This is a genomic window from Kitasatospora sp. NPDC127060, assembly GCF_042724935.1.
Taxonomy (GTDB): Bacteria; Actinomycetota; Actinomycetes; order Streptomycetales; family Streptomycetaceae; genus Kitasatospora.
In genome coordinates this window covers 17,673-42,523 of the sequence record NZ_JBHXEG010000006.1, presented here as the reverse complement: position 1 = coordinate 42,523, position 24,851 = coordinate 17,673, and the positions used below count along the sequence as shown (strand labels likewise).

Annotated in this window: 27 protein-coding genes; 13 read left to right on the top strand and 14 right to left on the bottom strand. The window is 73.6% G+C overall.

The genetic code is table 11. The features are described 5' to 3' along the window. Nucleotides 1–19: 19 nt before the first annotated feature. From ACFWIS_RS05680 to ACFWIS_RS05660, 5 genes are all read left to right on the top strand, one after another. Nucleotides 20–1,561 (top strand): ATP-dependent DNA ligase, encoded by a 1,542-nt coding sequence (locus tag ACFWIS_RS05680; protein ID WP_380458763.1) that lies wholly within the window; start codon nucleotides 20–22, stop codon nucleotides 1,559–1,561. A gap of 220 nt (nucleotides 1,562–1,781) precedes the next feature. Then, nucleotides 1,782–2,000, top strand: a complete 219-nt coding sequence (locus ACFWIS_RS05675) for a ferredoxin (RefSeq protein WP_380458765.1) — start codon at nucleotides 1,782–1,784, stop codon at nucleotides 1,998–2,000. A 93-nt stretch (nucleotides 2,001–2,093) separates the two neighbouring features. Further along, complete coding sequence (locus ACFWIS_RS05670) at nucleotides 2,094–3,305, top strand: cytochrome P450 (protein WP_380458767.1); 1,212 nt, start codon at nucleotides 2,094–2,096, stop codon at nucleotides 3,303–3,305. Nucleotides 3,306–3,481: 176 nt separating this feature from the next. Continuing rightward, a complete protein-coding gene (locus ACFWIS_RS05665) occupies nucleotides 3,482–3,646 on the top strand; it encodes a hypothetical protein (protein ID WP_380523481.1) in 165 nt (54 codons plus the stop codon). Nucleotides 3,647–3,750: 104 nt separating this feature from the next. Then, a complete protein-coding gene (locus ACFWIS_RS05660; protein ID WP_380458771.1) occupies nucleotides 3,751–4,092 on the top strand; it encodes a hypothetical protein in 342 nt (113 codons plus the stop codon). Nucleotides 4,093–4,176: 84 nt separating this feature from the next. On the opposite strand, the gene ACFWIS_RS05655 is transcribed toward ACFWIS_RS05660, so the two are convergent. The 3 genes from ACFWIS_RS05655 to ACFWIS_RS05645 all read right to left on the bottom strand — a co-directional run bounded on the left by ACFWIS_RS05655 (nucleotide 4,177) and on the right by ACFWIS_RS05645 (nucleotide 5,119). After that, nucleotides 4,177–4,461, bottom strand: a complete 285-nt coding sequence (locus tag ACFWIS_RS05655; protein WP_380458773.1) for a DUF427 domain-containing protein — start codon at nucleotides 4,459–4,461, stop codon at nucleotides 4,177–4,179. 116 nt (nucleotides 4,462–4,577) lie between these two features. After that, nucleotides 4,578–4,814 (bottom strand): DUF6296 family protein, encoded by a 237-nt coding sequence (locus ACFWIS_RS05650; protein WP_380458775.1) that lies wholly within the window; start codon nucleotides 4,812–4,814, stop codon nucleotides 4,578–4,580. 68 nt (nucleotides 4,815–4,882) lie between these two features. Next, the gene (locus ACFWIS_RS05645) at nucleotides 4,883–5,119 is read right to left on the bottom strand and encodes a DUF2277 domain-containing protein (protein ID WP_380458777.1); all 237 of its coding nucleotides are present in this window, start codon (nucleotides 5,117–5,119) and stop codon (nucleotides 4,883–4,885) included. A 170-nt stretch (nucleotides 5,120–5,289) separates the two neighbouring features. Between ACFWIS_RS05645 and ACFWIS_RS05640 the strand changes: the two genes are divergently transcribed. Beyond that, nucleotides 5,290–6,498, top strand: coding sequence for an MFS transporter (locus ACFWIS_RS05640; protein WP_380458779.1), 1,209 nt, complete (start codon nucleotides 5,290–5,292; stop codon nucleotides 6,496–6,498). A gap of 51 nt (nucleotides 6,499–6,549) precedes the next feature. On the opposite strand, the gene ACFWIS_RS05635 is transcribed toward ACFWIS_RS05640, so the two are convergent. Beyond that, a complete protein-coding gene (locus tag ACFWIS_RS05635; protein WP_380458781.1) occupies nucleotides 6,550–7,806 on the bottom strand; it encodes an alpha/beta hydrolase in 1,257 nt (418 codons plus the stop codon). Nucleotides 7,807–7,925: 119 nt separating this feature from the next. Here ACFWIS_RS05635 and ACFWIS_RS05630 point away from each other — a divergent pair, with 119 nt between their 5' ends. Then, entirely contained in the window at nucleotides 7,926–8,384 is a 459-nt protein-coding gene (locus ACFWIS_RS05630) for a MarR family transcriptional regulator (protein ID WP_380458783.1), read from the top strand. Between the two features lie 50 nt (nucleotides 8,385–8,434). Here the strand turns inward: ACFWIS_RS05630 and ACFWIS_RS05625 are convergent, their stop codons facing one another. The 3 genes from ACFWIS_RS05625 to ACFWIS_RS05615 all read right to left on the bottom strand — a co-directional run bounded on the left by ACFWIS_RS05625 (nucleotide 8,435) and on the right by ACFWIS_RS05615 (nucleotide 11,047). Next, nucleotides 8,435–8,953 carry a gamma carbonic anhydrase family protein gene (locus ACFWIS_RS05625; RefSeq protein ID WP_380458785.1) on the bottom strand — a complete coding sequence of 173 codons (519 nt, stop codon included), beginning with the start codon at nucleotides 8,951–8,953 and terminating at the stop codon, nucleotides 8,435–8,437. Nucleotides 8,954–9,010: 57 nt separating this feature from the next. Beyond that, the gene (locus ACFWIS_RS05620; RefSeq protein WP_380458787.1) at nucleotides 9,011–10,312 is read right to left on the bottom strand and encodes a serine hydrolase domain-containing protein; all 1,302 of its coding nucleotides are present in this window, start codon (nucleotides 10,310–10,312) and stop codon (nucleotides 9,011–9,013) included. A gap of 168 nt (nucleotides 10,313–10,480) precedes the next feature. Then, nucleotides 10,481–11,047, bottom strand: coding sequence for a DJ-1/PfpI family protein (locus ACFWIS_RS05615; protein ID WP_380458789.1), 567 nt, complete (start codon nucleotides 11,045–11,047; stop codon nucleotides 10,481–10,483). Nucleotides 11,048–11,418: 371 nt separating this feature from the next. Between ACFWIS_RS05615 and ACFWIS_RS05610 the strand changes: the two genes are divergently transcribed. Continuing rightward, nucleotides 11,419–11,967: an RBBP9/YdeN family alpha/beta hydrolase gene (locus ACFWIS_RS05610; RefSeq protein WP_380458791.1), complete on the top strand. Its 549-nt coding sequence runs from the start codon at nucleotides 11,419–11,421 to the stop codon at nucleotides 11,965–11,967. 19 nt (nucleotides 11,968–11,986) lie between these two features. Beyond that, the gene (locus ACFWIS_RS05605; RefSeq protein WP_380458793.1) at nucleotides 11,987–12,595 is read left to right on the top strand and encodes a hypothetical protein; all 609 of its coding nucleotides are present in this window, start codon (nucleotides 11,987–11,989) and stop codon (nucleotides 12,593–12,595) included. 150 nt (nucleotides 12,596–12,745) lie between these two features. Here ACFWIS_RS05605 and ACFWIS_RS05600 read toward each other — a convergent pair whose 3' ends face one another. Beyond that, complete coding sequence (locus ACFWIS_RS05600; RefSeq protein WP_380458795.1) at nucleotides 12,746–15,136, bottom strand: transglycosylase domain-containing protein; 2,391 nt, start codon at nucleotides 15,134–15,136, stop codon at nucleotides 12,746–12,748. 197 nt (nucleotides 15,137–15,333) lie between these two features. Then, nucleotides 15,334–16,875, bottom strand: a complete 1,542-nt coding sequence (locus ACFWIS_RS05595) for an alpha/beta hydrolase (RefSeq protein WP_380458797.1) — start codon at nucleotides 16,873–16,875, stop codon at nucleotides 15,334–15,336. A gap of 136 nt (nucleotides 16,876–17,011) precedes the next feature. Here ACFWIS_RS05595 and ACFWIS_RS05590 point away from each other — a divergent pair, with 136 nt between their 5' ends. Next, a complete protein-coding gene (locus ACFWIS_RS05590) occupies nucleotides 17,012–18,364 on the top strand; it encodes a YibE/F family protein (RefSeq protein ID WP_380458799.1) in 1,353 nt (450 codons plus the stop codon). Nucleotides 18,365–18,384: 20 nt separating this feature from the next. On the opposite strand, the gene ACFWIS_RS05585 is transcribed toward ACFWIS_RS05590, so the two are convergent. Both ACFWIS_RS05585 and map read right to left on the bottom strand, forming a co-directional pair. Then, nucleotides 18,385–18,810, bottom strand: coding sequence for an acyl-CoA thioesterase (locus ACFWIS_RS05585; protein WP_380458801.1), 426 nt, complete (start codon nucleotides 18,808–18,810; stop codon nucleotides 18,385–18,387). A 47-nt stretch (nucleotides 18,811–18,857) separates the two neighbouring features. After that, complete coding sequence (map, locus tag ACFWIS_RS05580) at nucleotides 18,858–19,625, bottom strand: type I methionyl aminopeptidase (protein ID WP_380458803.1); 768 nt, start codon at nucleotides 19,623–19,625, stop codon at nucleotides 18,858–18,860. A 177-nt stretch (nucleotides 19,626–19,802) separates the two neighbouring features. On the opposite strand from map, the gene ACFWIS_RS05575 reads away from it, so the two are divergent. After that, nucleotides 19,803–20,255, top strand: a complete 453-nt coding sequence (locus tag ACFWIS_RS05575; protein WP_380458805.1) for a hypothetical protein — start codon at nucleotides 19,803–19,805, stop codon at nucleotides 20,253–20,255. Between the two features lie 40 nt (nucleotides 20,256–20,295). Next, on the top strand, nucleotides 20,296–20,565 hold the full coding sequence (locus ACFWIS_RS05570; RefSeq protein WP_380458807.1) for a helix-turn-helix domain-containing protein: 270 nt from the start codon (nucleotides 20,296–20,298) through the stop codon (nucleotides 20,563–20,565). 64 nt (nucleotides 20,566–20,629) lie between these two features. On the opposite strand, the gene ACFWIS_RS05565 is transcribed toward ACFWIS_RS05570, so the two are convergent. The 3 genes from ACFWIS_RS05565 to ACFWIS_RS05555 all read right to left on the bottom strand — a co-directional run bounded on the left by ACFWIS_RS05565 (nucleotide 20,630) and on the right by ACFWIS_RS05555 (nucleotide 23,965). Then, complete coding sequence (locus tag ACFWIS_RS05565; RefSeq protein WP_380463750.1) at nucleotides 20,630–22,024, bottom strand: ABC transporter substrate-binding protein; 1,395 nt, start codon at nucleotides 22,022–22,024, stop codon at nucleotides 20,630–20,632. 115 nt (nucleotides 22,025–22,139) lie between these two features. Then, on the bottom strand, nucleotides 22,140–23,048 hold the full coding sequence (locus ACFWIS_RS05560; RefSeq protein WP_380463748.1) for a carbohydrate ABC transporter permease: 909 nt from the start codon (nucleotides 23,046–23,048) through the stop codon (nucleotides 22,140–22,142). Beyond that, the gene (locus tag ACFWIS_RS05555) at nucleotides 23,045–23,965 is read right to left on the bottom strand and encodes a carbohydrate ABC transporter permease (protein ID WP_380463746.1); all 921 of its coding nucleotides are present in this window, start codon (nucleotides 23,963–23,965) and stop codon (nucleotides 23,045–23,047) included. Before ACFWIS_RS05555 ends, ACFWIS_RS05560 begins: the two co-directional genes overlap by 4 nt. Before the next feature lie 194 nt (nucleotides 23,966–24,159). On the opposite strand from ACFWIS_RS05555, the gene ACFWIS_RS05550 reads away from it, so the two are divergent. Then, complete coding sequence (locus ACFWIS_RS05550; protein ID WP_380463744.1) at nucleotides 24,160–24,846, top strand: SMI1/KNR4 family protein; 687 nt, start codon at nucleotides 24,160–24,162, stop codon at nucleotides 24,844–24,846. Nucleotides 24,847–24,851: the final 5 nt, after the last annotated feature.

The window sequence follows — 24,851 nt, the reverse complement described above, 5'->3', positions numbered from 1 at the left end:
GGGATGGAGGTGTCGGCGGATGGGCCTGTGGCGGTTGGCGGTGGTGTCCCGGGAGGTGGCGGCGGAGCCGGGGCGGCGGGCGAAGGTCGGGCTGCTGGCCGGGTGCCTGCGGGAGCTGGGGGCCGAGGAGGGGGCGGCGGCGGTGGTGCTGCTGTCCGGCGAGGCGCAGCGGTTGCGGACCGGGGTCGGCTGGGCGGCCCTGCGGGACCTGCCGGCACCGGCCGCCGCGCCCTCGCTGGGGGTGCGGGAGGTGGAGCGGGAGCTGGAACGGATCGCCGGGGTGCACGGGGCGGGGGCGCAGGCGGAGCGCCGACGGCTGTTGGCTGGCCTGTTCGGGCGGGCGACGGAGGTGGAGCAAGGGTTCCTGCGGGCGGTGCTGGTCGGGGATCTGCGACAGGGGGCGCTGGACGCGCTGGTCGGGGAGGCGGTGGCGCAGGCCGCCGGGGTGCCGGTGGCGGCGGTGCGTCGGGCCTTGATGTTCCGGGGGTCGGCGCGGGCGGTGGCGGCCGCGGCGTTGGGCGGTGGGGCGGCGGCGCTGGCGGGGTTCCGGCTGGAGGTGGGGCGGGCGGTGCGGCCGATGCTGGCGGCCTCGGCGCCGGACGTGGCTTCCGCGCTGGAGCGCATCGGAGCGGCCGCGGTGGAATGGAAGCTGGACGGGATCCGGGTGCAGGTGCACCGGGACGGCGGAGAGGTCGCGGTGTTCACCCGCAGCCTGGACGACATCACCGCCCGTGTCCCCGAGGTGGTGGAGGCGGCCCTGGCGCTGCCGTTGCGGTCGGCGGTGCTGGACGGTGAGGCGATCGCTCTCGATCCGCGGGGGCGGCCGCGTCCGTTCCAGGTCACCGCCGCGCGCACCGCCTCCCGGCGGGAGACGGACCGGCTGCGGGCCGAAGTGCCGCTCAGCGTCTACTTCTTCGACCTGCTGCACCGGGACGGCGAGGACCTGGTGGACCGGCCGGGCCGGGAGCGCTGGACGGCGCTGGACGGGACGGTGCCGGCCGGGCTGCGGGTGGCCCGTACCGAGACCGGGGACGGCGCGCAGGCGTCGGCGTTCCTCCGCGAGGCGCTGGCGCTGGGCCACGAGGGCGTGCTGGTGAAGGACCCGGCGGCCGGGTACGCGGCCGGGCGGCGCGGGGCGGGCTGGATCAAGGTGAAGCCCCGGCACACCCTGGACCTGGTGGTGCTGGCCGCCGAATGGGGCAGCGGGCGGCGCCAGGGGTTCCTGAGCAATCTGCACCTGGGGGCCCGGGCGGCGGGCGAGCCGGGCCTCGGGCCGTGGGTGATGCTCGGCAAGACCTTCAAGGGGCTGACGGACGAGACGCTCGCCTGGCAGACCGCCGAGTTGCTCGCCCGGGAGACCGACCGGGACGCCCGGACGGTACGAGTACGACCGGAACTGGTCGTCGAGATCGCCTTCGACGGCCTCCAGTGCAGCCCCCGCTACCCCGCCGGGCTGGCCCTGCGGTTCGCCCGGGTGGTGCGCTACCGGCCGGACAAGAGCGCCGCCGAAGCCGACACCGTGGCCGCCATAAGGGAGTTGGCCGCCGCCGAAGGCTTGTGAGGCTGCCTGCGCGGCCCGGCCCGCCGGCCCCGTCCGGCGAAGTACCGTCACTTGAAACGCATTGCACCGCAAGGGCGTTCACGCCGTGGCGCCGAATCAGCCATTCTCGACGATCCGGCCACCGCACCCTCCGTGGACGGACCAGCGGCGGCTAGGTTGACCGTGACAACGAGAGGCGGCCGCCGGGCAGTCGGCGGCGCCCTGGCGAAAGGTGCCCGACATGCAGGTGAGCGTCGACCGGGACCGTTGCTGCAGCTCCGGAATGTGTGTGATGAACGCGCCCGCGGTCTTCGACCAGGACGACCACGACAGCCTGGTGAGACTCCGTCAGATCGTTTTGCTGCCCGAGCAGTTCGACGACGTCAGGCTCGCCGCCGAGCTCTGCCCGGGCCGGGCGATCACCGTCACCGAGGACGAGCCCGCGCAGGCGGGAGCCTGACGGGCTCCACCGTCGGCCTCGCAGGCCGCTGGGCGGCTCCCCTGCACCCCGGCACCCCCACGAGGACACCCGCGACATGAGGAGAACCCCGCCGTGACCGCCACACCCACCGCGCCCGCCGTCCCGCTGCTGCCGGCCCCGCACTCCAGCGGCTGCCCGTTCGGCCCGCCGCCCGCGTACACCGAGGCCGCCGCCACCGCTCCGATGACCAGGGCCGAGCTGCCCGACGGCGACCCCTGCTGGCTGGTCACCGGCTACGCCGAGGTCCGCACCGTGCTGTCCGACCGCCGGTTCAGCGCCGACGTGCGCCACCCGGCCTTCCCACTGCTGGTCGCCGGCGCCCGCGAGAAGCTGGTCACCGACAACCCGACCTTCCTCCGGCTCGACGACCCCGAGCACGCCCGCCAGCGCCGCATGGTCACCGGGGACTTCCTGGTCAAGCGGGTGGAGGCGCTGCGCCCGGAGATCCAGCGGATCGTGGACGAGGCACTGGACCGGATGACCGCGGGCCGGACCACGGCCGACCTGGTCACCGAGTTCGCGCTGCCGGTGCCCTCGCTGGTGATCTGCTCGCTGCTCGGCGTGCCGTACGAGGACCGCGACCGCTTCCAGGGCCTGAGCCGCACGCTGCTCAGCCAGGAGAGCACCCTGGAGGAGCTCCGGGTGGCCCAGGACGAGGTCCTGGACTACCTGCGCGACCTGACGGCCCGCAAGCGCGCGCAGCCGGAGGACGACGTCCTGAGCCGGCTCGCGGTGCGGGACGACCTGACCCCGGACGACGTGGCCAGCACGGGCGTGCTGCTGCTGATCGCCGGGCACGAGACGACCGCGAACATGATCGCGCTGTCGACCGCACTGCTGCTGGAGCAGCCGGAGCAGATCACCAGGCTGGCCGACCCGGCCGCGCTGCCCGGCGCGGTGGAGGAGCTGCTGCGCCTGCTGACCATCGTGCACACCGGGCTGCCCCGGGTGGCGCTGGAGGACGTCGAGCTGGGCGGGGTGACGGTCCGGGCCGGGGAGGGCGTGATCGCGATGCTGTCCACGGCCAACCGGGACGAGGCGGTGTTCGGCGGCGCCGGGCACCGGTCGACGGACGAACTGGACCTGGACCGGGACGCCCGGCGGCACCTGGCCTTCGGCTTCGGCGTGCACCAGTGCCTGGGGCAGCCACTGGCCCGCGCCGAGCTCCAGATCGCCCTGGAGACGCTGTTCCGCCGACTGCCGGGGCTGCGGCTGACCGGCGAGCGCGAGTTCCGTACCGAGTCGTTCATCTACGGGATGCGGTCGCTCCCCGTGGCCTGGTGACCCGGCCCCTGGTCCGGGGGGCGGGGCGGGACCGGGCGGGACCGGGCGGGCGCGGGTCACCCGACTGGCCCCGGAGCCGGGGCGGGGGCAGGCTTGAAGGGCGAAGGACGGCCCCGGCCCGGCCGCGCCCGCGGTGAGGGGTGCGCCGGGACCGGCCGAGGAGACGGGAGCCCGCGATGACCGACATGAGCGATCGCTCCGAGGTGAGCACCGGCCGCGAGGAGGAGGTCCGCGCCGCGGATCCGGAGGAGGGCATCACCTCGATGCAGAACCTGCACGCCCAGGACACCTCCCAGGCCGAGGGCGACTCCATGCTGGACGAGCCCGACGCCGACAGCTGACCGTCCCGCCACACCGATCCGACCGCCCGGCGGAACCGGGCGGTCCTTGCGACCGCAGGTGTCGCTGCCCGGGCGGCGGCTCACCGGCGGGGGAGGATAGGCGCATGACCGAACACGATCAAACCGACCGGCAGGCCCAGCCGCCCACGGACCCGCGCACCTCGTGGGCGACCTGGACCACCCAGTCCATCATCAGCGGCCCCGGCGGGGTCACCACCACCGAAGTCGGCCCGATCTCCGGCGACCTCACCGTGCACACCACGTGGGTGGACGGCGAGGCCCGCCTGACCGTCCAGTACACGGGCGCGCTGGACTGGTACACCGTCTCCGGCAGTCCGGTGGCCGCCGCGGACGAGAGCACTGCGCGGGCCATCCACCAGGCGATGGTGAACGGCGTCAAGGCGGGACACGGGGCCGTCGCCCCGCCCGCGGCCCTCGGCGGCTGAACCCGCCCGAGCCGACGGGTCGCGGTGGCTCGCCCGGCCCTCGGCGTCTGGCCGGCCGCGACCGGCCAGACGGGCCGGGCGGGGCTACTCGGTGATCTCCACGCCCCGCCAGAAGGCCACCCGGCCCCGCACGTGCTCGGCCTCGGGCTTCGGGTCCGGGTAGTACCAGGCGGCGTCCGGGTTGGTCTGCCCGGCCACCTCCAGGGTGTAGTAGCCGGCGGTGCCCTTCCAGCCGCACACCGTGGTGGTGCCGGAGGGCCGCAGGAACTCGGTCCGGACCGACTCGGCCGGGAAGTAGTGGTTGCCCTCGACGACGACGGTGTCCGCGCTCTCGGCGACGACCGTCCCCTGCCAACTCGCTGTGGTCATGAGGCGATTGTGCCCCACCGGCCGGACCGCCGCCGGTGCTTCGGGGGGAATCCGGGCGCCGTACGGCAGCCTGGTCGCGGCCTCGCCGCCACCGCCTCGCCACGGCCTTGGCGGCCTCACGGCAGCGGGTGGGCGTGCACCGGCAGGTGCGGGCTCTGGTGGCCGCCGCTGGCGAGCATCCGGACCTCGCCCGCGTCGCTGATCTCGGCCCGGACGATCCCGCTGGCGTCCTCGTACACGGGGTGCCCGCCCGGGCCCTTGGCGCTGGTCCGGGTGACCACCACCACGTCCTGCGGGGCCTGGGTACCGGGGGTTCCGGGGAAGGTGAGGGCGTAACGGTCGGCGGGGTTCATCACCAGCTCCTGCTCCTCGACGGCACGTGTTCCAGGGCGTGGCTTCCTCCAGGCCGCGGCCTCCGCTCCTAGGCCGAGGCTTCGGCGGCCCGGGCGTGCGAGCCGCGGACCTCCAGTTCGTCGAGCAGCCGGGCGGTGGCCTCGGCGACCGCGTCCACCGCCCGGTCGAAGGCCTCGCGGTTGTGCGCCGCCGGGGCGCGGAAGCCGGACACCTTGCGGACGTACTGCAGCGCGGCGGCGTGGAAGTCCTCCTCGTCGGCGTCCGGCGTCACGGGCGGTCGCAGCGTCTTGATGTTGCGGCACATGACCCCAGTCTCGCGCGCCGCGGCCGACGAGGCGAGCCCCTTCCCGCGCGGGACCCCGTTTGGTCACACGGGGCTCATGGGGGCGTCATCCGACCGGATTAGGATTCCCGACGAACGAATCACCCCGCCGCGCGCCTCCCGGGCGCGGGCATCACCCCGGAGTCACCCCCTTGCCTCTCGCGCTGTTCGCGCTGGCCGTCACCGCTTTCGCCATCGGCACCACCGAATTCGCCGCCATGGGGCTGCTCCCCCAGGTCGCCGGCAGTCTGCACGTCTCCATCCCGCAGGCGGGCTGGCTGATCTCCGCATACGCCCTGGGGGTGGTGATCGGCGCGCCGCTGCTCACCGCGCTCGCCGCCGGGAAGCCCCGCAAGACGGTGCTGGTGGCACTGGCCGGGCTGTTCGCGACCGGCAACCTGCTGTGCGCGCTGGCACCGGACTTCTGGACGCTGGCCGCCGCCCGGCTGATCACCGGACTGCCGCACGGCGCCTTCTTCGGCGCCGGGGCGGTGGCCGCCGCGGAGCTGGTGGCCCCGCAGCGGCGGGCCCGGGCGGTGGCCGTGATGTTCTCCGGACTGACCGTCGCCAACATCGTCGGCGTCCCGGCCGCCACCCTGCTCGGCCAACACCTGGGCTGGCGGGCGACCATGCTGGTGGTGGTGCTGATCGCCGCCGCCGGGACGCTCGCCATCGCCCGGCTGGTGCCCGCCCTCCCCACCCCCGGCCAGTCCGGACTCCGGCACGAGCTGCGGGCCTTCCGCAGCGGGCAGCTGTGGCTGGCGCTGGCCACCGTGGTGGTCGGCTGCGGCGGCATGTTCGCCTGTTACAGCTACATCGCGCCGCTGCTCACCGAGGTCTCCGGGTACGCGAGCGGCTCGGTGACCGGGGTGCTGGCGCTGTTCGGGGTGGGGATGACGATCGGCAACGTGCTCGGCGGGTTCGCCGCCGACCGGGCGCTGCGCCCGACCGTCTGCGGGTCCTTCCTGCTGCTCTCCGCGACGCTGGCGCTGTTCGCGGTGACCGCGCACGCCCGCTGGTCGGCGGCCGTCACGGTGGTGCTGATCGGACTGTTCGGCTTCGCGATCGTCCCCGCGGTGCAGACCCTGGTGCTGCGGAAGGCGCGCAGCGCGCCCACCCTGGCCTCGGCCACCGTGCAGGGGGCCTTCAACCTGGCCAACGCCCAGGGGGCGTACTTCGGCGGACTGGCGCTGGACGCCGGGCTCGGCTGGACCTCCCCCACCCTGGTGGGTGCGGGCCTGGCCGCCGCCGGCGCGGTGGTCGCCCTGCTGGCCTGGACGGCCGACCGGCGCCCGCCCGTCCCGGCGCCGGTGGAGCCGGCGGCGGACCGGGCGGGCGTGCCGCTGGCCCCGGCGTCCTAGCCTCGGGGTCCGGACCCCGATGTCCTGCCCCGGCTTCCTGGCCCCGACGTCCTAGGCGCGGCGCAGTTCGGCGAGCGCGGCCGGGGCGGCGCCCAGCCACCAGGTCGGGTCGGCGGTGCCGTCGGTGGTGCGGCCGTCGCGGTGGACGTAGTGGCGCACGTCGCGGCCGGGGTCGGCGAAGTCACCGCCGAGGGCGCGCTCCAGCCACTCCGCGCCGAACCGGAAGGCCTCGGCGGCCACCCCGCCCAGCGGGTGGAACTCGTCCTCGTAGACCCGCAGCTCCTTCGGCGCCCGGACGCGCTCGAAGCTCTCCAGGGCCTGGCCGAGGTCGGTCAGCTCGTCGAACTCGCCGATGCCGTACAGCACCGGGCAGGTGATGTCGGCGACCAGGTCGCCCAGCGGCATCCGGTGCGCCAGGTCGCGGTCGAAGGCCTCCTCGTCGGTGTAGCCGGCCATGTACATGTAGTTGTTCTTGAAGGTCGGCTGGGCGCGCTCGAAGATGGTCGCGAAGTCCCCGGTGACGGCCTCGAAGGCGGCGAGGGCGCGCAGCCGGCCGTCGGTGGCGGCCGCCCGGGAGCCCCAGTAGCCGCTCATCGAGATGCCGAACATGCCGATCCGCTCGGCGTCGACCTCCGGGAGCGCGGCCAGGTGGTCGAGGTAGCGGCCGATCGCCCGCTCGTAGTTGCCGAGGTCGACGGTCAGTCCGCCGGCCCGGCTCTCGCCCTGGCCGGGGCCCTCGATGGACAGCGCGACCATCCCGCGCGAGGTGTAGTAGCGCTCGGCGGCCCAGATGTAGTCCTCCTTGATCATGTCCATCCCCGGGCCGAGGATGACGGCGGGCGCGTTCTCGACCCGGCCGGCCGGCAGGTGCAGCAGGGCGAAGATCCGCGAGCCCTCGAAGTCCAGCTCCACCCGGCGGACCCGGCCGTCGCGCAGTGCGCCCAGGCGCTCCACGCAGTGGTTGGTGTGGGCCCGCATGGCCGTCTTGCGCGGGTCGGCGGCGTCGAAGATCGAGTACTGCGCCCGGCCCCACATCACGGCGGCCCGCAGGTAGAGGTCGGCGGCGGTCCGGGCGAAGCCCGCGCGCTCGTGGTGGGCGGCGCGCTGCTCGGCCTGGCCGGCCACCGTGGCCCAGGCCTTGGGCAGCATGGCACCGCTCCGGACCAGCGCGAAGACCTTCGCGAAGTCGGTGTGGTCGTGGCCGAGCTGTTCCATGGTCCCGACGGCCTCGGGGTGCAGCGCGTCGAAGCCGCCCTGTGCGAGGGCGATGTCCAGGGCCCAGTTCTGGCCGGTCGAACGAGTGGTCACGACGGTCTCCTCCCGGAACGGGATGGGTGCGAGGAATAGATAAGTACTTAGTGACTAAGTACTTATTCATTAAGTACTGAGGTTAGGCTGTTGTCAACTGCCGAAGGAGGAGGCCCCCCATGACCGAGCCGCCGCCCACCCCCGGGCGCGCCCAGGCCCTCGACCGCCTGGCCCGCGCCGCCTACCGCCTCAGTGCCGCCGACTCCCGGCTGCGCGGACGCGCCACCCGCACCCCCGGGGCCCTCTCCCTCACCCACGCCCGGGCCCTGCGCACCCTGGCCGACCAGGGGCCGCTCACCATCACCCAGCTCGCCGCCGGCACCGAGACCACCGGTGCCGCCACCACCCAGCTGGTGAACGGCCTGGTCAGCGCCGGCTACGTCACCCGCACCCGCCCGCCCGAGGACAAGCGCTCCGTCCTGGTCTCCCTCACCGACGCCGGCCGCGACCGCCACCGGCAGCGCCAGCAGGCGCTGGCCGAGGCCCTGCACGCCGACCTGGAGGACTACGACGAGGACGCCCTCGACCGGGCCGCCGAGGTGCTGCGCCGGCTGTCCGCCGTCTACGACCGGCTCTAGGCCGGTCGACGGGACGGCCGGTGGGCGGGCGGCGGGTCAGGTCCGGCGGGTCAGATCCGGCGGTGCGCCTCGGCGAGCAGCAGGTAGCCCTCGCCGTTGACCTTGATGCCGGCCCGCTCCTCCTCGGTCAGCTCCCGGCGGACCTTCGCCGGGACGCCCGCGACCAGCGAACCGGGCGGCACGTCCGTGCCCTGGGTGACCACCGCGCCCGCCGCGACCAGCGAGCCGGCCCCGATCCGGGCGCCGTTGAGGACGGTGGCATTCATCCCGACCAGGGCGTCGTCCTCGACGGTGCAGCCGTGCAGCACCGCGTTGTGGCCGACCGAGACCCGCTCGCCGACCACCAGCGGGAAGCCGGGGTCGGCGTGCAGGGTGCAGTTGTCCTGGATGTTGCTGCCCGCGCCGACGGCGATCGACTCGGCGTCGCCGCGCAGCACCGCCCCGTACCAGACGCTCGCGCCGGCGGCGACGGTGACGTCCCCCACCACGACGGCGTTCGGGGCGAGGAAGGCACCCGGGTCGACGTCCGGCGCCTTGCCCCCGACGGTGGCGATCAGCGGTTCTGCCATGGCTCGTCCTCCTGTTGGTGATCGGCTGCACTGCCGCCGGTCAGCGTAGGCGGCCGGTCAGGGCGCGAGGTGGGCGAGGTCGGGCAGGGCGGTTGCGGTGGTCGCGGCCTGCGGGCCGCACAGGGCGGTGACGGTCAGCCGGTTGAAGGCGGCGCGGGCGGCGCCCGAGTTCCGGACGTCGTAGACCGTGACGTCCGAGGCGAACTGGCGCTTTCCGTCCGCCGATCCGAGCATCAGGGTGGTGTAGCCGGGGATGCCGCCGGAGTGGCCCCAGTAGGTGCCGCACGGGGTGTCCACGCGCTGGAGGCCGAGGCCGTAGGACTGCCCGCCACCGGAGGGGCCGGTCCGCTGCATCTCGGCGAGTTCGGCCGGGGGTAGCAGCCGGCCGCCGAGCAGGGCGGCCAGGAACGCGGTGAGGTCGGCGGTGGTGGAGATGCCCGCGCCGGCGGAACCCGCCATCGAGGGGTCGAGCAGGGTGACGTCCACCGGGCCGTCGGCCGTCCTGAGGTAGCCGTGGGCGTGCGAGCCCGGAACGAAGGGCGAGTTGCCGGGCATCGAGGTGCCGGTGAGGTGCAGCGGGCGGATGATCCGGCGGGTGACCTCCTCCTGCCAGCTGCTGCCGGTGAGCCTCTCGATGACCATCCCGATCAGGACGTAGTTGGTGTTGGAGTACCCCCAGCCCTGGCCCGGCGGGAAGGCCGGCGGGTACGTGTCGGCGATGTCCACCAGCTCCTGGAGGGAGTACGGCCGGAAGCGGCCGGCGGCCTGCCAGTCCGGGGCGGTGGAATCGAAGGCCGGGTCCTGGGTGTAGTTGGCGACGCCGCTGGTGTGGTTCAGCAGCTGACGGACGGTGATCGCGGTGCTGTTCGGGACGATGCCGGGCAGCAGGCACTCCAGCCGGTCGTCGAGGCCCAGCCGCCGCTCGCCGACCAGTTGGAGCAGGGTGGTGGCGACGAAGGTCTTGGTGGCGCTGCCGATCCGGAAACGGCCCTCGGGGTCGGCGGGCAGGCCGCCGAGGGCGGCGACGCCGGTGGCGTTGCGCCAGACCAGCCGGCCGTCCTCCCGGACGGCGCCGAGGGCGGAGGTGGCGTAGCCGGGGCCGGTCAGGCCGCCCAGGGCGGCGTCGGCGGCCGACCACTCGTCCTGGCCCTCGGCGCTGCTCGTCCGGCCGGCGCCGTCGGCGGCGGTGCGGTGGACGGAGCCGTGGCAGCCGGCCGACGAGGAGCGGTCGGCGGGCGCGGCGAGGGCGGCCGGGGCGAGTGTGGCGAGCATGGCCAGCAGGCCCGCGCCGGCGGCGGTGACGACGGCGGCACGCCGGGCGGGCCTGCGGCTCCGGGCGGTGCGGTCGGTGGCGGTCATGCCGTCCTCCCTGGCCTCGCAAGGTGATCAACGTCCGCTCTGTGCGCGGCTGTTGCCACCTTGGCAGCACGGCCGGCGGCCGGCGTCACCCTCAGGGAGGGCGGTGCCCCCGAGAAGCCTCGGGGTCACCGCCGGGCCGGGTAGGCAGGCCGGGCAGGCAGGCTTACGTCAGGCCAGCGGGGCCTTGCTGCGCAGCACCTCGATGAACGCCCGCAGCCACGCCGGGTGGTCGGGCCAGGCGCGGGCCGAGACCACCACGCCGTCCACCACCGCCTCGCCGTCCACGAACTCGGCGCCGGCCGCCTTGATGTCAGGGGCGAGCGCGGGGTAGGCGGAGGTGCGGCGGCCGTCGAGGACTCCGGCGGCGGCGGTGATCAGCGGGCCGTGGCAGATCTGCGCGACCGGCTTGTCCCCGGCGAAGAAGTGCCGGGCGATCCGCTGGACGTCCGGGTCGTTGCGCAGGTACTCGGGGGCGCGGCCGCCGGGGATGACCAGGGCCACGTAGTCGGCCGGGTCGACGTCGGCCAGGGCGATGTCGGCGGGCCAGGTGTAGCCGGGCTTCTCCGTGTACGTGTCGTATCCGTCCACGAAGTCGTGCACCACGAACTGCAGGCGCTTCTTGGTCGGGGCGGCGATGTCGACCTGGTAGCCCTCCTCGCGCAACCGCTGGTACGGGTAGAACACCTCCAGCGATTCGGCGGCGTCCCCGGTGACGAGCAGGATCTTCGATGTCATCCCCGACATCCCTCCACGTGATCGATGGGCGGTCCTGGCAGCGGGCCCGGGGCGGTGGCGGCCGAGCCCCGGGCCCGGTCCAACCTCCCGTACCGGCCGCACCGTTGGCAACAGGGCGCACCGGGCGTACGGCAGCGCGCGATCCAGATCGCGCGCCGGTCGGGATCCGTGCGCGCTGGGCCCGGGGCGGGGTGCGGCGCCCGGCTGCGAGGCCCTCGTGCCCGAGGCCTAGACTCTCGTGCTGCCCACCGACCGTCCACGACCCGTCCACCGGCCGTCCACCGAAGCGGCCGAACCGCCGCGCCACTGCCCCACCGCTGCCCTGCCGCTGCCTCGGCACCGGCCGGTCCGACCCGCTTCCGGAGGAGCCCATGCCCGCCCGCACCACCTACCTCGTCCTCCCCGGCTACCAGAACTCGGGCCCCGCGCACTGGCAGACCCGCTGGGAGGCCGCCGAGCCGGAGGCCTTCCGACGGGTCGAACAGGCCGACTGGGACCACCCCGAGCAGCGGGACTGGGTGGCCCGGGTGGACGCGGCGGTGGCCGCGGCCGCCGCCGCGGGGCCGGTGGTGCTGGTCGCGCACAGCCTGGGCTGCGTCACGGCGGCCCGCTGGGTGGCCGGGGCCCCGGCCGGGCGGACGGCGGCCGTGCGGGGCGCGCTGCTGGTCGCCCCGGCCGACGTCGACACCGCCGAGGTGCCGGAGCTGCTGGGCTTCCGGCCGGTGGCGCTGGAGCGCTTCCCGTTCCCCACCGTGGTGGTCTCCTCCACCGACGACCCGTGGGTGAGCCCCGAGCGGGCCCGGGAGTTCGCCCGGGCCTGGGGCGCCCGCCACGTCGAGCCGGGCGCGTACGGACACCTCAACTCGGACTCCGGACTGGGCGACTGGCCGGAGGGCAGGAAGCTCCTTGCAGAGCTGTGACCGGATGACCGGGGGGACGATGAACGAGCGAGCGCACAACCGGCCGCGGCGGGCCCGGCGCACCCTGATCCGGGTGCTGCTGGCCACCGGGGCGGCGGCCGTCCTGCTGTACACCGAGGGCCAGTGGGAGAGCCGCTCGGGCGGTCTGATGCTGGTCGCCGACCTGCTGAACAGGCCGGAGCTGCTGCTCGGCGGCGCGCTGGCCGCGCTGATCGCGGCCGCCTGGCTGAGCGACCGCCGCACCGCCGTACGGGCCGCCACCCGGGCCGTCACGGTGACCGCCGGGGTGGTGTTCCTGCTCGGCGTGCTGGCCGCCCACAAGGTGTCGGCGGCCGAGACCCGCAGCCGGGAGGAGGCCCCGGCCGGCGCGGAGCGCTCCCTGGTGGTGGTGCACCGCTCGTACGCCTCCGGGCCGCAGGCCGGTGAGCACTGGCAGGTGCTGCTGGAGAGCGGCCAGGGCTGGTCGGCCCGGCGCTGGCTGCTGGTGGACGTCGGCGGCACTCCGGACGACGCCCGGCTGCTGGAGGCGAGTTGGACCGGGCGGACCCAGATCACCGTGGTCACCGACTCCTACCGTCGGGTGTTCAACCTCGACCAGGACAGCGGCGAGCCGGTCGAGGCGCGGTAGCCCGAGGGCGGGGCGGCGGTGGCTCGCGCGGGGCTGCGACAGCCCGGGGAAGCTGTGCGGCATGGCGCCCATCGTCCGCCGACGGGCCGCGGCCCCGCCTGAGCACGGGTACTCGGGCGGGGCCGCGGGCGGGGCTCGGTCACTGGCCCGTCACTGGTCCCCGGCGTCGCCCGGCGGGGTGGTGGACGGGGCCGAGCGGCCGATCAGCCCGCCGATCGCGCCACCGGTCCGGCCCCAGGTCTGACCGCTGGTCGGACCGCCGCCCGGGGCTCCGTACCCGCCGCCGATCACACCGCCGGTCGGCGGGTTGGTGCCGCGCGGCCGGCCGGTGTTCCCCTCGGTGGGCGACCCGGCGCAGGTGGCCGATCCCGGCGAGCCGGTGGCGGTGCCGCAGCCCGGATCGCGCTTGACCGGGTCCGGGATGTAGACGGTGGTGAAGTCCTTCTCCGGCATGGTCCGGACGGCGGCGCTCATCGCCTGCTGCCAGATCGGCCCCGGGCCGGTCGCCCCGAACACCTCGGCCTGGTACTGGCCGCCGATCCGGATGTTGCGCATCGGCACCTTGGTGCCCGGACTGCCGAGCCAGACCGAGCCGGCCAGGTTGCCGGTGTAGCCGGTGAACCAGGCGGACTTCTTCTCGTCCGTGGTGCCGGTCTTGCCCGCGATCTGGCGGTCGTCGTCCAGCCGGAGGTCCCGGGCGGTGCCGCCCTTCTCGGTCACCCCGAGCAGCACGCTGTTGATCACGTCCGCGGTGTCGGTGGACATCACCTGGTTGCAGCGGGCCGGCGGCACCGGGACGTCCTTGCCGTCCACGGTGGTGATCCGGTTGATCGCCAGCGGCGCGCAGTAGCTGCCCCGGGCGGCGAAGGTCGCGTAGACGTTGGCCATGGTCAGCGGGCTGACCTCCTGGGTGCCGAGGCCGAGGGCCGGCACCTCCTGCAGCGGGTCGCCGCTCGCCTTGCCGGTCACGCCCAGCTTGTCGGCCATCTGCTTGACGGCGCAGAGCCCGATCTCCTGCTCCATCTGCACGAAGTAGGTGTTCACGGAGAGCGCCATCGCCTGCTTGAGCGCGTACGGGCCCTTCTCGCTCGGGCTCTCGTTGGGAATGACCCCGTCCTTCTTGCCCTTGCTGAGGTTCTTCCAGGTGCCGCCGCAGGTCGTCATCGTCGGCCAGTCCATCCGGTTCGGCGAGTCGTACTGCTGGGTGGGTGGCAGCCCGGCCTCCAGGGCGGCGGCGGCCACGATCGGCTTGAAGTTGGAGCCGGGCTGGAAGCCGATGCCGCCGCCCATCGCCGCGTCCACGTTGAGGTTGACGACGGTCTGGTTCTTCTCCTTGGCCAGGCCGTACGGGCGGGTCTGGGCCATCGCCAGGATCTTGCCGCTGCCGGGCTCGACCATCGTCATCGCCGCCGAGACCGGGTCGGTGACGTACACCTTGGTGGAGACGGCGTTCTGGGCGGCGGCCTGCTTGTCCGGGTCGAGGGTGGTGTAGATGTTCAACCCGCCGGTGTCCCACAGCTTCTTGCGCTCGGCGGCGCTCTTGCCGAAGGCCGGGTCCTGCTTGACCACGTGCCGCACGTAGTCGCAGAAGAAGCCCATGCCGGCCTGGGCGGTGATGCAGCCGTTCTGCGGGTCCCGGTAGTCGAGGCCGAGCGGGGCGGCCTTGGCCTCCTTGGCCTGCTCGGCGGTGATGTGCTTGTTCTCCAGCATCTTGTCGATGACGGTGTCCCGGCGCTTCTGGGCGGCCACCGGGTGCAGCTTGGGGTCGTACTGGGACGGGTTCTGCACCAGCCCGGCGAGCGTCGCCGCCTCGGGGAGGGTGAGGTCCTTGGCGTCCTTGCCGAAGTAGCGCTGGGAGGCGGCCTGGATGCCGTACGCCTGGTGACCGTAGAAGGTGATGTTCAGGTAGTTGGTGAGGATCTGCTCCTTCGGGAGGTCCTCCTCCAGCTTGATGGCGTAGCGCAGTTCCTGGATCTTGCGGCCGAGGGTCTTGCGCTGGGCCTCGCGGACCGCCACCGGATCGTCCCCGGCCAGTTCGACGTTGACGTTCTTCACGTACTGCTGGGTCAGGGTGGAGGCGCCCTGCACGGCGGCGCCGCTCTCGGCGTTCTTGGTGATCGCCCGCAGCACGCCCTTGAGGTCGACGGCGCCGTGCTCGTAGAACCGGGCGTCCTCGATGTCGACCTGGGCCCGGCGGATCAGCGGCGACATCTGGTCCGCCGTGATGACGGTGCGGTCGCGCTCGTAGACCTTGGCGATCAGGCCGCCCTTGGCGTCGTAGATCTGGGTGGCCTGGGTGAGCGGCGGGGTCTTGAAGTCGTCGGGGATGCTCTCGAAGCTCTCGGCACCGCTCTTCGCGCCCAGTCCGACCGCGCCCGCCGCCGGCAGGATCAGGCCCGCCAGCAGGACGCCGCCCAGCACGCTGGAGCCGAGGAAGGTGGCCGCATGGCGCAGGATTCCGAGCGGGGTCTCACGGCGCCTCGGGCGTGGCACCCAGGTGTCGCCCGGGTCCCGGGCAGGTATGCGGCTCTTCGGTGACATAGATCGAACACTACGGCCGTGAATCCCCACCGTGGAGGGCCTGTTGGCGAACTATTGTCACAAAATCGCGACAGGTTCGACTCATGTGCGAGGGTCGAATGGAGGTGCACGCGGAAGCAACGGCCGTTCGTCCACGGCCGGTTGCCTCCGGGTGCCGGCTGCCTACGGGTGCCCCGTCCTCTCCGTGCCCGTCCTACTCAGCCCGCCACTGGTCCTGCCGGGGCCACCGGGGCCGTCGGGCTCGCCGGACTCGCCGGACAGAACACGTCCTCGGCCGGGCGACGGCCCGTCACCAGGAAGTCCGTCACCGCCGCGTCCCCACAGGCGTTCCCGTTGGCTCGGTAGACGTCATGGCCGCCGGAGTCCACGGTGACCATCCGGGCGCGGTCCCCGAAGGCCGCTCGGAGCTTGAGCGCGCCCCCGTACGGGGTGGCCGGGTCCCGCAGGTTCTGCGCCAGCAGGACGTTCGCCGGGCCGCGGCCGGTCACCCGCACCGGCGGCTCGGCGGGCGCGAACGGCCAGAAGGCGCAGGGCATCACGTTCACCGGCATGCCCGCGGTGAGCGGATGGGCGGCCCGGTCGGCGGCGACGTCCTTGGCGTAGCCCGCCGGGTCGGAGGGCCAGCTGACGTCGTTGCAGAGGGTTCCGGCCGAGGCCGCGATGTGGTTCTGCAGCACCTCGTCCGGGGCCGCCTGCGGCGCCGGCAGCGGGCGCAGCCCCTGGGCGGCCAGCATCAGCCGGGCCAGCCCGGGGAACTGGGCGTCCGCGTACAGGCTGGTCAGCATGGACTCGCGCAGCCCGTTGCCGTCCAGCTCGGCCGGGTTGGCGCCGGGCCAGGGCAGCGGTGCGGCGTCCAGGCGGGCGGCGAGCTGCAGGAACAGCGGGCGCACCTGCTCGGGAGTGTCCGCGACGCGGTCCGGATTGCCCGGCGCCGAGGCCCACTTGGCGAAGTCCGGGAAGCGGTCCTCCGCGCCCTGGCCGAAGGCGGCCAGCCAGCCGCGGCCGACCCGGGTCGGGTCCGGGTCGTCGTTGCTGTCCAGCACGATCCGGTCGGTGTGCCCGGCGAACATCGTGGCGTAGACGGCGCCCGCGTAGGTGCCGTACGAGGTGCCCCAAGCGGACAGCCGGCGCTCCCCGAGGGCGCGGCGGATGCTGTCGATGTCGCGGGCCTCGTTGGCGGTGGACAGGCTGCGCAGCACCGGGCCGCCGTTGCGGGCGCAGGCGTCGGCGAAACGGTGGCCGGTGGCGGTGTTCCCGTCGATCGAGCCGTCGGCGGCGGGCCACGGGCGCAGCCTGACCATGGCCAGGTCGGCGTGGTCCAGGCCGCAACTGACCGGCGTGGAGCGGCCGACGCCGCGCGGGTCGAAGCCGACCAGGTCGAACTCGTCCAGCACCTGCTGCGGCAGTCGGCCGACGGCGCCGCTCGGCCGGTCCAGACCGTTGTCGCCGGGGCCGCCGGGGATGATCAGCAGCACGCCCCGGCGCTGGCCCGGCTTGGCGGTGGCGATCCGGGAGACGGCGACCGTGATCCCTTGGCCGTCCGGGTCGTTGTAGTCGAGCGGGACGGTGACGGTGGCGCACTCCTGGCGGGGGTCGACCTGCCCCTGGCAGGCGGACCAGTCGAGGTGGTCGCGGCGGGGGTGCCCCTGGTCCGCCGCGGCGGGCAGGGCGGTGAACGCGGTGACGGCGAGAGCGGCGGCCACGGTGGCGGCGGCGGTGCGGCGCATGGTGTTCGGCATGCCCAAGAGTCTGCTGCGGCAGTGGACTTGGGCCCATGCGGGCAGCCGGTCGGCCGGGGGTGGGGCAATCCCCCGGTGGCCGGGTGCGGCGCGCCCACGGTTCGTGCCCTGCGGGGTGGCGGCCGGTCGGGCGCCGATGATTTCGGATGCTGTGCAGGAGAAGCGAGGAGGCGTCAGGGTGGAAGCCGGGACACCGGATGACGGACACGATCACGGCGGCGCGGGCGGGTCCGCGGGGCCCTCGCACCCGCACCCGCACCCGCACTCGCACGCCCACGCCCACGGGCCGGCCGCGCCGGTCTCCGCACACCTGCGGAAGGTGATCGCGGCCGTGCTGATCCCGTTCGCGGTGGCCGTCGCCGTCGGTCTGGTGGTGCTCTGGCCGGGTGGCGTCCCGCGGCACCAGCACACCGGGGTCGGCTTCGACCAGCAGATCCGGCACGGCCGGGTCACCGCCGTCCGGGAACTGCCCTGCGGCGACCCCGATCCCGCCGACCGGGGCACCTGCCGGCAGGACACCGTGGAGGTCACCGACGGCCCGGACCGGGGTCGCACCTTCACCGTGGTCGTCCACCCGGCCGAACCCCGGCAGTACGAGGTCGGCCAGCAGGTCGTCCTGACGTACGCCCCGAACGCCCCGGCGGACCTCCGGTACAGCGTGGCGGACGTGGACCGGAACCTGCCGATGGGCGTGCTGGCCGGGCTGTTCGCCGTGGTCGTGGTGGTGATCGGGCGCTGGCGGGGGGTGGCCGCGCTGTTCGCACTGGCGATCAGCTTCGCCGTGCTGTCGCTGTTCATCCTGCCCGCCATCCTGCGCGGTTCGGACCCCCTGCTGGTGGCGATCGTCGGCGCCAGCGCGATCATGCTGATCGCCCTCTACCTGTGCCACGGGCTGTCCGCCCGGACGTCGGTGGCGGTGCTGGGAACGCTGGCGTCCCTGGTGCTGATCGGGGTGCTCAGCCTGGTCTTCGCCGCCTGGGCGCACCTGACCGGCGACACCTCCGAGGAGACCGGGTTGGTGCACGACCTCTACCCCGGCATCGAGATCCGCGGTCTGCTGCTGGCCGGGTTCGTGATCGGCTCGCTCGGCGTGCTCTTCGACGTGACGGTCACCCAGACCTCGGCGATCTGGGAACTGCACGAGGCCGACCCGACGATGGGCGCCGGCCGGCTCTACCGGACGGGCATGCGGATCGGCCGCGACCACATCGCCTCGACCGTCAACACCCTGGTGCTCGCGTACGCGGGCGCCGCGCTGCCGCTGCTGCTGCTGTTCTCCGTCGCGCACCGGACGGTCGTCTCGGTGGCCACCAGCGAGCTGGTGGCCGAGGAGATCGCCCGCACCCTGGTCGGCAGCATCGGCCTGGTCGCCGCCGTGCCCGTCACCACCGGCCTGGCCGCCCTGATCGCGGCCGCCGACCTCCCCCGCCGCCCGGCTCCCGCGCCCGCCGGGTCGCACGGGCAGCACGGGCAGTATCAGCGCGTCTAGGGTCTGCGCGGGGCGCCGGGTCAGAGACCGAGCAGCCCCGGGTCAGAGGCGAGGGCGCGGAGCGGCTCGCGCGGGTCGTCGACCAGCCGGCGGGCCGCCAGGTCGAGGATGCCGCCCACCCCGGTGATCTCCGCGGCCGGCACACCGTCCTCGCGGGTCAACCGCTGCACCACCCGGAAGGTCTTGCCCTCCCGCCAGCTGAACGCGCAGCTGATCTCCACCGTGTCCCCGGCGCGCAGCTCCCGGAGGTACTTCACCGTGGTCTCCAGCACCACCGGACCCACGCCCTTGGCGAGCAGCTCGGACTGGCGGATCCCGGCCGCCTGGAGGTACTCCCAGCGGGCGTGCTCGGCGTACTGCAGGTAGACGGCCTGGTTCAGGTGCCCCTGGGTGTCGGTCTCGTAGCCGCGTACGGTGACCCGCGTGCTGAAGTCCTGATCGGTCATGCCCCGCACGCTACTCCGGCCGGGCGACGGGCACCGCGTAACGTCCGTCACGGCAGGGTGAGGATCCTCGGCCCGTCCTCGGTGACGGCGACGGTGTGCTCGATGTGGGCCGCGCGGCTGCCGTCGGTGGTGCGCAGCGTCCAGCCGTCCGGGTCGGTGGCGTAGTCGTCGCGGCCGCCGGCCGTCAGCATCGGCTCGATGGCCAGCACCAGGCCCGGGCGCAGCGGGTAACCCCGGCCCGGGCGGCCCTCGTTGGGAACGTGCGGGTCCTCGTGCATCCGGCGGCCGATGCCGTGCCCGCCGTAGCCGTCGAGCAGCCCGTAGCGTCCGGCCCGGGCGGCCGTGCCGACGGCGTGGGCGATGTCGCCGATCCGGTTGCCGACCACGGCGGCGGCGATCCCGGCCTCCAGGGCCCGCCGGGTGGCGGCGATCAGTGCGGTGTCCTCCGGGCGGGCGGTGCCGACGGTGAAGCTGACCGCGGAGTCGCCGCACCAGCCGTCCAGTACGGCGCCGCAGTCGATGCTCACCAGGTCGCCGTCGCGCAGCCGGTAGCCGTTCGGGATGCCGTGCACCACCGCGTCGTTGACGGACGCGCAGATCACGGCGGGGAACGGCACCGGCGCGAAGGACGGGCGGTACCCGAGGAACGGCGAGGTCGCCCCGGCCGCCGCGAGCACGCCCCGCGCCACCTCGTCCAGCTCCAGCAGGCTGACGCCCGCCGCCGCCTCCCGCTGCACCGCGGCCAGCGCGTTGGCGACCACCCGCCCGGCCTCGCGCATCGCGGCGAGGCCAGCGTCCGACTTGAGTTCGACCATGGTGAACCACTCCCCTGGATCCAATTCTTATACCGGTATTTGTATCACGGTCGAGAGTGGTCGATGGCACCCCCGGAGAGCGCGTGACTCCCGCCCGCGGAAACTGCCACGCCCACCCGGACCAAGATCCGCTACTGTTCGGCGCCGCACTCCGATGAACCGATCGCAAGGACCGACGTGACGTCCCCGCTGCTCCGCGCCGCACACCCGCACCTGACGGCCTCCGACGCGCCCACTCCCTCGCGGCTCCGCCGGCTCGGCAAGGCCGTACGGGCACCACTCGCCCTGATCGCCCTGGCCACTGTCGGAGTGCTGGTCGCCGGCTGGCTGAGCCGGACCGAGGCCGATGTCGCCCGGGTCGGCGACTGCCTGCATGACCGCGGCATCGCGTCCAGGCCGTACCTGCAGATCGTCGGCTGCACCAGGCACGAAGCCCAGTACAAGGTCACCAAGGTCATCCGGGACACCAGCCGGGACGGCTCGTGCGAAGCGGAGGGGCCAGAGGTCTTCGGCTCCTACACCCAGAAGCGGTCGACCAGCGTCGTCGTGCTCTGCCTGGCCCTCAACGCCGACCGGCCGGGTGGACCGGTCCCGCTCCCCAACTGGCCCGACGAGTACGGGGTGCCGTAGGCGCGCCCGGGCGCGCCGGACAGGCCCTAGACTCGACGGCATGGTGAGGACTCCGCTGACCCCGTGGGAGCGCGAGCGCGGGGAGCGCTTCGGGGTGCTGCTGCGTGAGGCGCGTGGTGGGCGCAGCATGGTCGAGGTGGCGGCGGTGGCCGGTGTCTCGGCGGAGACGCTGCGGAAGATCGAGACGGGGCGGGCGCCGACCCCGTCGTTCTTCACCATCGCGGCGCTGGCGTTCGCGCTCGACCTCTCCCTCGACGAGCTGGCCGCCGCGTGTGCGCTGCCGGAGGACGGCGCGGCGCTCTCGGCGTGACGGCGACGGCCCGCCCGGCGCGTGCTGCGCCGGGCGGGCCGTCGTCCGTCGAGGGGTGGTCCGGTCAGCCGACCGAGCTGTTGTAGCTCTCGATCGCGGGCTGGAGTTCCTTGGCCGCGTCGGCCAGGGCCTGCTGGGCGGTCTTGCTGCCGGCGATGGTCTGCTCGATGGCGGTCTCCACGCCCTTGCGGGCCTGCGGCATCACACCGAGCAGGCAGCCGGCGGTGGCCGGGGTGGGCTTGGTGGCCTTCAGCTGGTCGATGGCCGTCTGGAACTGCGGGTACTTGCCCACCCACTCCTTGTCCTTGGGGTCGTCCAGCGACTTCGTGTTGACCGGGAAGTAGCCCGTCCCGGTGTGCCAGACGGCCTGCTGCTCGGGGCCGGTGAGGAACTTCTCGAACTCCCAGGCGGCGCGCTTCTCGGCGTCCGAGTGGCCGGGGCCGCTGATCCACAGCGAGGCGCCGCCGATGACCGGGCCGCCCTGGTCGGCGGCGCTGACCTTCGGGAAGGCCGCGGTGCCGACGCCGAACTTGGCGGCCTCGGTGTAGCCGCGCAGGACGCCGGTGGACTCCAGGTGCATCGCGACCGTGCCGGCCTTGAAGGCGGCCTGGGCGTCATCGGTGACCCGGCCGGTGTTGGCCGCGTAGCCGCCCTTGACCAGGTCGGCCCACCACTGCACGATCTGCGCGCCCTGGGCGGAGTCGAACACGACCTTGGACGCCTTGTCGCTGCGGCCGTTGTCGCCGTCGCAGTACATGGTGCCGGACTCGGCGAGCAGCTCCTCGACGAACCAGCCGTAGATGGCGGCGCCGAAGCCGTAGCGGACGGTCTTGCCGTCGGCGTCCTTCTTGGTCAGCTTCTTCGCCAGGTCGGCCAGCTCGTTGAGGTCCTTGGGCGGCTGCGCCGGGTCGAGGCCGGCCTCCTTGAAGGCGTCGGTGTTCAGGTAGAGCAGCGGCATCGAGGAGTTGAACGGCATCGAGACGAGCTTGCCCTTGGCCGAGTAGTAGTTGCGGATGTTGGGGTCGAGGTCGGCCAGCGAGTAGCCGTCCTTGTCGACGAAGGCCTGGGCGGGGACGGTCTGCTTGGAGTCGATCATGAAGCGGGTGCCGATGTCGTAGACCTGCACCAGGGCGGGCGTGCCCTTCTGCTGCACCGCGGCCTTGTACTTGGTGACCAGCTCGTCGTACTTGCCCTGGAACTGCGCCTTGACCTCGATCTTGCCCTGGTGGGCCGCGTTGAAGTCCTTGACCAGCCCGTTCAGCACATCGGCGTTCTTGCCGGTCATCGAGTGCCAGAACTCGACGGTGGTGACGCCGGAGGCCTGGTCGAGCGCCTGGGCACCGGGCGCGCCGGCGTCGGCGGAGCCACCGGATCCGGAGCCGGAGCCGCTGGAGGTGCAGGCGGTCAGGGACAGGCCGGCCACCAGCAGGGCCGCGAGCGCGCGTGCACTCTTCTTCACGAGGTTCTCTTTCTTCCGGTCGGGCGTCGGGAACGTGTCGGGAACGTACGGCGGGTTCAGCGGACGGCGGGTTCAGCGGCCAGGACGGCGGCCGGCTCAGCGGACGGCGCCCGGCTCAGCGGACGGCGCCCGCGGTCAGGCCGCGGACGATGAAGCGCTGCCCGAAGGCCACCAGGGCGAGGGTGGGCAGCAGCGAGAGCACCACGCCGGCCAGGATCAGGCCGGGGTCGGCCATCTCGGAGTCGCGCAGCGAGGTCAGGCCGATCTGCAGGGTCTGCATGTCGGCGGTGCGGGTGATGATGAGCGGCCAGAAGTACTGGTTCCAGGCCGACAGGAAGACGTAGATCGACAGTGCCGCCAGGGCCGGCTTGTTGAGCGGGACGACGATCCGCCACAGGAAGCGCCAGTGGCCCGCGCCGTCGATCCGGGCGGCGTCGCGCAGTTCGCCGGGCAGCTGCCGGAAGGCCTGGCGCAGCATGAAGGTGCCGAAGCCGGAGGCCAGGAACGGCAGGACGAGGCCGAAGTAGGTGTTGCCGAGCCCCCAGTCCGACAGCGTCAGGTAGTTGGGGATGATGATGGCCTCCCACGGGACCATCAGCGTGGCCAGGAACACCGCGAACACCACCGCGCGCGCCTTCAGCGGCAGGAAGACGAAGGCGTACGCGGCCAGGATCGAGGTGACCAACTGGGCGAGGGTGATGGCGGTCGCGGTGATCGCCGAGTTGGCGTACTGCCGGAACAGCGGGATGGTGTCCACCGCGCCGGAGAAGTTCCGCCCGGTGACCGAGTGCGGCACCAACGCGGGCGGGTAGGAGGCGAGTTCGGACGGATCCATGAAGGCGCCGACGACCGCGTAGTACACCGGGAAGGCCACCGTGACCACGGCGACGGCGAGCAGCAGGTAGACGGCGGCGCGGCCGAGCAGGTCGCGCGGGGAGCGCCCGGCGAGGGCGCGGGGGCGCGGGCGCGGGCTGGAGGCGTCGGCCTCGGGCCGGGCGTCGGCGGTCGTGGTGGTCGAGCTCATGCGTAGTGCACCTTCCGCTCCAGGACGCCGAACTGGACGGCCGTGCAGGCGAGGACGACCACCAGCAGCACCACGGCCTGGGCGCTCGCCGTGCCGAAGTCGCTGGAGCCGTAGGCGAAGGCCTTCTCGTAGACGGAGTAGACCAGCGTCCGGGTGGAGCCGTCCGGCCCGCCCTTGGTGAGGATGTGGATCTGGCCGAAACTCTGCAGTGCGTGGACGGTGGAGACCACCGTCAGGAAGAACAGGTTCGGGCCGAGCATCGGGACGGTGATCGAGCGGGCCAGCCGCAGTCCGGAGGCCCCGTCGATCCGGGCCGCCTCGACCACCTCGCCGGGGATCGAGCCGATGCCCGCGGAGAGCACCAGCACGTTGTAGCCGAGGTTCATCCAGACCGTGGTCAGGGCCACCGAGAGCAGCGCGTACCGGGAGTCGGTGAGCCAGCCGACCGGCCCCAGGCCGACGTGCGACAGCAGCCCGTTGAGCACCCCGCTGGCCGGGTTGAAGAACACCGCGAACACCACCGAGGCGCTGGCCACGGAGAAGGCGAAGGGCAGCGCGAAGGCGGAGCGCAGCAGCCGTACGCCCCGGATCCGGTTCTCCAGGAGCAGCACCAGCACCAGCGCGCCGAGCACCCCCGGCACCACGGTGAGCAGGGTGAACAGCGCGGTGGTGACCAGCGTCCGGCCGAAGTCGGCCGAGGACAGCAGGTCGGTGTAGTGCTTGAACCCGACGTAGCGGGAGGGCGCGCCGAAGAGGTCGTTGGCGTGCCCGCTCAGGTAGATCGTCCGCCCCAGCGGATAGCCGATGAACAGGACGAACACCACCAGGGAGGGCAGCAGGAAGGCCCAGGCGAGGCCGTGCTCACCCCAGCGGCTTCGACGGCCCGGGAGGGGCACGGGGTGCGGTGCGGTCGGCATTGCTGGCGCGTCCGCCTTTCGTGTGTCGGTTCCGGCCGAAACCGTTTCTTGCCCGATCGACGGTGCGGAAACCCCTCGGTGATCAACCGGTGTCGGCGGGATTACGCGTTCGCGTCAGGTTCGGCCGGTCGTCCGTGCAAGCACGTCCACCACCACGGCGACGGCCTGTCAACGGGGTGTCGTACGGTGCGACGGTGGACGACACCGACTTCGACATGCGGGCCGCGATGGCCGCGACACCGGGCGGCCGCGACGGCGCCTGGGCCCTCGTCCGGGGCTTCGCCGCGTACTGGGGCGAGCCTCTGGGACCTCGGGACGGCTTCACCGACGCCGAGCTGCACGCGGCGGAGCAGCGGCTGGGGCTGCGACTGCCGACCGCACTGCGCGAGGCGTACCGGCTGTTCGGGCGCCGGGCCGACCTCACCAGCTCCCAGGACGTGCTGCTGACGCCGGACGAGCTCCACGTGCTGGACGGCGCGTTGGTCTACCGGGCGGAGAACCAGGGCTGCGCCCACTGGGGCGTGCTGCTCGGCGACCTGGCGCAGGCCGACCCGCCGACGGTGGGCCGGGCGGACCTCGCGGACAAGTCGCTGGAGCGGTGGGAGCCCTGGGAGGAGCGCTTCTCGACGGCGGCGGCGGTGATGGCGATGAGCGAGAAGCTGCTGGAGGACGACGAGTTGACCGACTTCCTCGATTCCGAGATCGAACTCCCGGACGCTTTCCGGGAGTTGCCTGCCCTCGGCCGGGAATGCCGCTGGTACCAGGGCCCGGACGTCCTGGTCCAGGCCGTCGGGGACGCCTGGATCGCGGTCCGGGCACGGACTCCGGAAGCGCTCGACGCGCTCTACGGAGCCGTGCCCGGGGACTGGTTGAACCGCTGAGCCGC